Origin of the sequence: Mycobacterium sp. 1081908.1 (assembly GCF_001673535.1) — a bacterium.
Classification (GTDB): Bacteria; Actinomycetota; Actinomycetes; order Mycobacteriales; family Mycobacteriaceae; genus Mycobacterium.
Genome location: NZ_LZLY01000097.1, coordinates 238807 through 245178 on the forward strand (window position 1 = coordinate 238807; position 6372 = coordinate 245178).

5 protein-coding genes are annotated in these 6372 nt (G+C 67.7%); 2 read left to right on the top strand and 3 right to left on the bottom strand.

The window, feature by feature from the left end:
* Positions 1-37: 37 nt before the first annotated feature.
* Together A5655_RS15135 and A5655_RS15140 are read left to right on the top strand one after the other, a co-directional pair.
* Positions 38-661 carry a TetR/AcrR family transcriptional regulator gene (locus A5655_RS15135; protein ID WP_067011267.1) on the top strand — a complete coding sequence of 208 codons (624 nt, stop codon included), beginning with the start codon at positions 38-40 and terminating at the stop codon, positions 659-661.
* Between the two features lie 71 nt (positions 662-732).
* Positions 733-1524 (top strand): DUF4383 domain-containing protein, encoded by a 792-nt coding sequence (locus A5655_RS15140; RefSeq protein ID WP_197508699.1) that lies wholly within the window; start codon positions 733-735, stop codon positions 1522-1524.
* Positions 1525-1545: 21 nt separating this feature from the next.
* Here A5655_RS15140 and A5655_RS15145 read toward each other — a convergent pair whose 3' ends face one another.
* The 3 genes from A5655_RS15145 to A5655_RS15155 form a co-directional block, all read right to left on the bottom strand.
* Positions 1546-4809, bottom strand: coding sequence for a LuxR C-terminal-related transcriptional regulator (locus tag A5655_RS15145; protein ID WP_067011302.1), 3264 nt, complete (start codon positions 4807-4809; stop codon positions 1546-1548).
* Between the two features lie 193 nt (positions 4810-5002).
* Positions 5003-5956, bottom strand: a complete 954-nt coding sequence (bla, locus tag A5655_RS15150; protein WP_197508700.1) for a class A beta-lactamase — start codon at positions 5954-5956, stop codon at positions 5003-5005.
* Positions 5957-5958: 2 nt separating this feature from the next.
* The coding region (locus tag A5655_RS15155; RefSeq protein WP_369807216.1) for a hypothetical protein at positions 5959-6372 on the bottom strand (414 nt) is incomplete at its 5' end.

Genomic DNA, 6372 nt, shown 5'->3' on the forward strand with positions numbered 1-6372 from the left:
GCCGCCGTGGCAGTAACAGCGTGACTATACTGCCACAGTGGCAGTAACGCGACGGGCCGACGAGGAAAGGCCCGATCCCGCGCAGCGGCGCCGGCGCACTCCGGCGCAGGCTCGCCGCGAAATCCTCGACGCCGCGGCCGAATTGCTGGCCGAGCAGCCGGCGCACGCGGTCAACGTGGCGGCGATCATGGACCGGACCACCCTGTCGCGCAAGTCCTTCTATGTGTACTTCCGCGACCGCGCCGAGCTGATCGCCGCGTTGGTACGCCCCCTCCGCGTCGACGCGGACGCGGCGCTGGAGCAATGGCGCCAGGCCCAGGACCCGGTGGCGGCCGGACGCGCGGCCCTGCTCAGCGCGGCTCACACGTATCGGCGGCATGGGGCGATTTTGCGGGCGGTGTTCTGGTCATCCGGCGACGATCCCGAGGTGGCCGCGGCGCGGTCGGCCCTCATCGAGCCCGTGGTGGCGGTCGCCGAGGAGCTCATGGCCGCACTGAAGACCGATGTTGCCGATCCGCACGGGACGGCGACGGCGTTGGTGACGATGAACGTGCATCGGCTGCTGACCCTGGCCCCCGACGCGTCCGATGCGGATCTGCGGGCGCTCGTCGACACGCTGGCGACGATCTGGGAACGGGTGCTCAATCCTCGGCCGATGTGAACACCCACTGGAGTAGTCCGGCCGGGAGCGGGTAGCCGATGCCAAGGGTTTGTTGGGCTGGAGGTTGGCCGATGCCAGTTACAGCGGGGCACGTTCCGGGGTTGACGTCGGGCTTGCACCGGGTCCCCATGGACCCGGGGCGCTTCCACAGCGGTCGTTGGTTCCTGCTGATCGAGGGCGTCCTCGTGAGCGCGTTCGGCATTGCCGGGCTGGTTTCGGCGGCCCTGCATCCGCATGCCGGACCCACCGGCGCCCCGGTTCTCGGCCTGACCTCGACCCCGGCGCACAGCGGCCTGCTGCTGGCCTTTGGGGTGGTCGCCATCGCGGCCGTCGGCAAGCGCCGCGCGGCGGTGACCGTTACCGCGGTGAGCGCGGTGGGCTACACGATGTTGTTGTTTTTCAGCAGCGTCGCCACGGCGCGCAGGGTGCCGACGCCGTTGGGGTTCCACGCCGCCGACGTCCTGCTGCACGGGGTGCTCGCGGTGATCAACCTCGCGCTGTTGATGTGGCTGATTCCCGACGAGTTGGGCGACGAGGTCTGGGCGCCGCGACGACGGCGGCGTGACCGGCGACCGCCCTCAGCCTCTCAAGTGGTCACCGGGCCACCCGCCGCCGCGGCGGCACCTGCGCACGAGTCGGGCACCCAAACGAGCCCACCTGCACCCGCCGACTCCGAGCAGTCGAGCAACCCGGAAACCAACGGACTGCCTGCCCCAGATGTCGAAAAGTCAACGGCGGTAAATCATTCCGCCGATCGGGTGACCGATAGGGGACGACCACGGCGGGTTCTCCTGGCCGTGGCGGTGCTGGCGGCCGTCGTCGGCATCGTCATCTGGATACGGCGGCGAACCGATTTGCAGTAGTCCCGACACGGGTCGCGAAGCTCAGCGTGCTCCGGCCGCTCGACGGTTGGCTTCTCTTGCCAGTTGTACGCGTGAACGCAATCCCAGCTTGTTGTAGATGTGGGTGAGATGCGATTGCACGGTTCGCGGCGAGACGAAAAGTCGCGTGGCGATGTCCTTGTTCCCGAGCCCCTCGGTGACCAGCCGGACGATGTCATGCTCGGCCGGCGTCAATGACTCCCACCCGCTGGTCGCTCGTGCGCGCTCGGCGCGACCACGCTGGGCGTAGGCGATCGCCTCGTCGACCGACAACGCGGCGCCCTCGGACCAAGCGTTGTCAAAATTGGCCTCCCCCAGCGTATCCCGGACCGAAGCGACGGCATCTCGGTAGGCGAATTCGTAGTTTGGGAAGCGGTTCTCGCCACTGTCCTGGCGGATGGCGTCGGCAGCGCCGAAGAGCCGGGCGGCTCTTTCCTGGGCGTTGGATTGCGCCGCGACGGCGGCCAGGCATTCGAGCGTGTCGGGGATTCCCAGGTATGCGCTGAATTTGGCGCTCTGACTGAGCGCTTCGCGCGCGTCGCGTTCGGCTTGTGCGTAGCCGCCCTGCGCTATCGCGATTCGGGCCCGGGTTGTCAGCGCTCTGGACAAGTGCCAACCGGTCGTCGACGCCACCGCTGAATCTGCGCGACGGGCGGCTTCGTCGAGATCACCGGTGGCCAGGGCCGCCTCAGCGGCGTAGTCAGCCACTCGTGCGGCGAGTTTGGGTTGGGCGTCAATGGCGGGTAGTCCCGCGGTTATCGCGCTGTCGGCCAACGCGATATCGCCCGCGACTATGGCGGCGGTGGTCAACGATGCGTAGCTGAGGCCGCGATACCAGCTGCCGAGTTGCCCGGTCGCGTCGATGGCGGACTTGGCGGTGCCGAGGGCCGCCTTAGCGTCGCCTTGGTACGCCAGCCCGCGGGCCAGGCTGAGCAGATTGATGGTTCTCCACGTCAGGTCGCGGGCCGTGTCGGCTTCAACCACCAACCGGCGGAATTGTGCGATGGCGGAATCCAGTTCGCCGCTGATCATTTGCGTCATCGCCAGAACCCATTGGAATTGACGCACACCGAGACGGTTGCCGATGGCTTCTGCGAGGTCGAGGCCCTCTTCGGCGGCGCCGCGCATCGCGAGGGGGTCGCCGCCGACAAAGGCGCCGTAGGCCTGCCAGCCGAGGATCTGGATAAGCCGGCGCTTGTCGCCGATTCCACGGGCGATACCGAGCGCCTCCTCGAAGTACGGGTGAGCGGCTTCGAGATCGTAGGCATTGACCGCGGCACAGGCAGTCAGCGCGCGGGTCAGCACGAACGAATCGTCTACGCCGCGGGCGATCTCGAGCGCTTGACGGGCGGGTTCAGCATCATCAACGGCTCCCAGCCAGACGTTCAGTAGCGCCATGTCGGCCAGCGCACGGGCCCGCACCGCCGGGGATACCGCCGGCTGTGCCTGTAACGCCGCCTGGAACCAGGCCAGACCTTCCTCGAGGCGCCCACGACCCAGCCACAGCGGCTGCAGCGACGAGGCGATCGTCAATGCCCCGTCGGCGTCGCCGTTTTCGAGGCTCCAGCGGAACGCCGCGCCCAGGTTGTTGAAATCTGCTTCGATTTCAACGATTTGGCGTTCGTGGGCGCCGCCGGCGGGATCGTCGCAACGTGCCGCGACGGTCGCGTAGTGGTCGCAGTGAGCGCCACGGACGCGGGCCGTTTCGCCCGATTCGGCGAGCTTCTCCTCGGCGAACTGACGCATGGTCTCGAGCAGCCGGTATCGCGTTCGTCGGTTCGATGTTTGAGCAATTACCAGCGATTTGTCGATGAGGGCGGTGAGCTGGTCCAGCACGGCCGGTCCGTCTGCATCTTCACCGCCGGCAACTGCCTCTGCCGCGCCGAGGTCGAAGCCGCCCCTGAAGGCCGCGAGTCGCCGGAACACCGCCCGCTCGCTCTCGGTGAGCAGCGCGTACGACCAGTCAACCGAAGCCCACAGATTCTGCTGGCGCTCAATCGATGCCGCGCCGCTACCGGTCAGCAGGCGAAAGCGGTCGCTGAGGCTTTCCGCGATCTCGGTGAGCGACATGGAGCGCAGTCTCGCGGCCGCCAGTTCGATCGCCAGCGGCATGCCGTCCAGGCGCCGGCAAATGTCGGTGACCAACGCCCTGTCGTCGTCGCTGAGATCCAGCTCGGGTTGCAGTTGGCGCGCGCGGTCGACGAACAATTCGACGGCGTCGTCGGCGAGCGACAGCGGCGGCACTCGCCAGATCACCTCGCCGGGCACCCCGAGCGGCTCGCGGCTGGTGGCGAGGATGGCCAGGTTGGGGCAGGCGGCGAACAGCTCGGCGGTCACCGCGGCGGCGCCGCCGAGAAGATGTTCGCAATTGTCCAAGACCAGGAGTGTTGGCTGCTCGCCAAGAAAACTTACGACCGTGTCGACGTTCGAGCGCCCCGGCTGATCGGGCAGGCTAAGCGCGCGAGCGATGGCCGACGCGACGCCATCGGGATCGGTGACCGGCGCGAGGTCGACAAACCACGCCCCGCCGTCCAGCTCGGTGGCAAGCAGCGCCGCGCTGCGCACCGCCAGTCGGGTTTTGCCCGCTCCCCCGGGTCCGGTCAGGGTCACCAGCTTGCTGTCGCCCACCAGCCGACGGATCTCCCTGAGTTGCTCGCTTCGCCCCACGAAACTGGTCAGCTGCGCCGGAAGGTGGCGGCGCGATGCGGCACCCGGTGAGCGGAGCGGCGGGAAGTCGACGCGAAGTTCGGGGTGACACAACTGGACGACCCGCTCGGGACGCGTCATGTCGCGCAGGCGATGCGTGCCCAAATCGGACAACCACACGTCGGCCGGGAGCTGGTCGGCGACCAGGTCATGCGCGGTGCCAGATAGCACCGTCTGGCCGCCGTGGGCCAGGTCCCGGAGCCGTGCCGCGCGGTTGATCGCGGGCCCGACGTAGTTGCCCTCGTTGCGCAGCTGCACCTCGCCGGTGTGCACGCCGATGCGCAGGCGAATCGGTGCCAGCGGCGCACGCTGCAGGTCCAGCGCGCAGGCGAGCGCCTCGCTGGCGCGCGTGAACGCAACGACGAAGCTATCCCCTTCGCCTTGCTCGACCGGCCGGACACCGTTGTGCCCAGAAACGACCTGCGCCAGGAGGCGATCCAGCCGCTCCACAGCCGCCGTCATCGCGTCGGGCTGGTCGTGCCACAACCGCGTGGAGCCCTCGATGTCAGCCAGCAGCAACGTCACTGTCCCGGTCGGCAACGACCCCGGTACGGGCTGCATTACGTTGAAGTCGCTTCCATTCAACAGCAGGTTCGCGGCAAGCGGATCGCTCTGGGCCATCGTAGCCTGCACAGCCTGCTCACAGCCGATGATTTCCCAGCGAATTGGCGTACCCCGACGAGCGATTAGCAACCGGTGCAGAGACCGCTGTTCTCAAAACCGCTTTCGGGTTACAAAACCCGCTGGCGCAGGCTCAACTGGAGGCTAATTCCGCAAAGCAGCGATCGTGCTCGGCGAACTGGTCGAGGATGGCGTCGGTGGCGCTCGCGACGATGTCTTCCCGCGCGTTCGCTTCCCGCCGGTTTTGCACGGTGTAAATCGCCAGCACGATTGGTTTGCAGTACGGCGACGACACGATCCCGATGTCGTTCGCAATGCCGTAGGCGCCAGATCCCGTCTTGTCGGCAACCAGCCAGCCGAGCGGGACGCCGGCACGAATTCTCTTGTACCCCACCGTATTGTTGCGCATCCATCCGAGCAGTTGAGCCCGCTGCGGAGGCGCCAACGCATCACCGACCGTCAATATCTGCACACTCGTCGCCATGTCTTTCGGTGTCGAGGTGTCGAGATCACTGTGGGGATCGGAATTCAATTGGCCTTCATAGTGCTCCACGTTGTACTTCTGATTGCCGACAGAATGCGCGAACCGCTCCACCTCCGCCGGTCCGCCCAATGCCTTTGTGATGAGGTTCATCGCCGTGTTGTCGCTGTCGCTGATCGCCGCCTCGGCCAAAGCTGCGAACGTCATCCCGCCGGCGATGTTTTTCCGCGTGACCGGGCTCCAGGTGATCAGATCGCGCTCCGAGTAGTGCACCTGTTGTTGCAATAGGTTGCTGTCGGCGCCGCCTCGCTTCAGCAGAGCTGCAACACCTAGGAGCTTGATCGTGCTCTGGAGTGGAAACCGCTCGTCCGCGCGATGAGCGATGAGCTCGCCATTGTTCGTATCTACCGCGTAGACACCGATCTTTCCGTCGAATTGCCGTTCCAGGTCCGCAAGCCGCTTGTATGAACGTTGCGGGCTTTCCGGGGCCGTTGAGGAGACGGTTGCCAGGTTTGGCGGTGAGCAATCGGCGCAGGTCGTCGTCAGCAACGTACAAGCAACCAGTGCGATCGCGCACCGGCGGGTGCGTAATCCGATGCCATGCACAGCTAGATATTCCCTTCCCGCACAGGGTGATCCGTAGCCCACGGACTACCTATGGCCACCGCCGCCGAAGCCGCCCCCGCCGTGGAAGCCACCCCCACCGCCGAAGCCACCATGGCCCGGCGAACCCCCGCCGAACGAGCCACCGCCGGGCCCGCCCCGGCCGAACGGGCCGCCGCCGGCCCCCGGACCGCCGGCAGGCACGGGAGCACCGCCGCCGGGGCCACCACCGGGCGCAGGCCCAGTTCCCGCGGGTCCGCCGCCGGCCGCGGGTCCGCCGCCAGCCGCCACCGGCGCACCGCCGCCAGAAGCACCGCCGGGCGCAGGCCCGGCTCCCGCGGGTCCGCCGCCAGCCGCCACCGGCGCACCGCCGCCAGAGCCACCGCTAACGGTCCCACCGCCCGTGGGCGCGCCTCCGC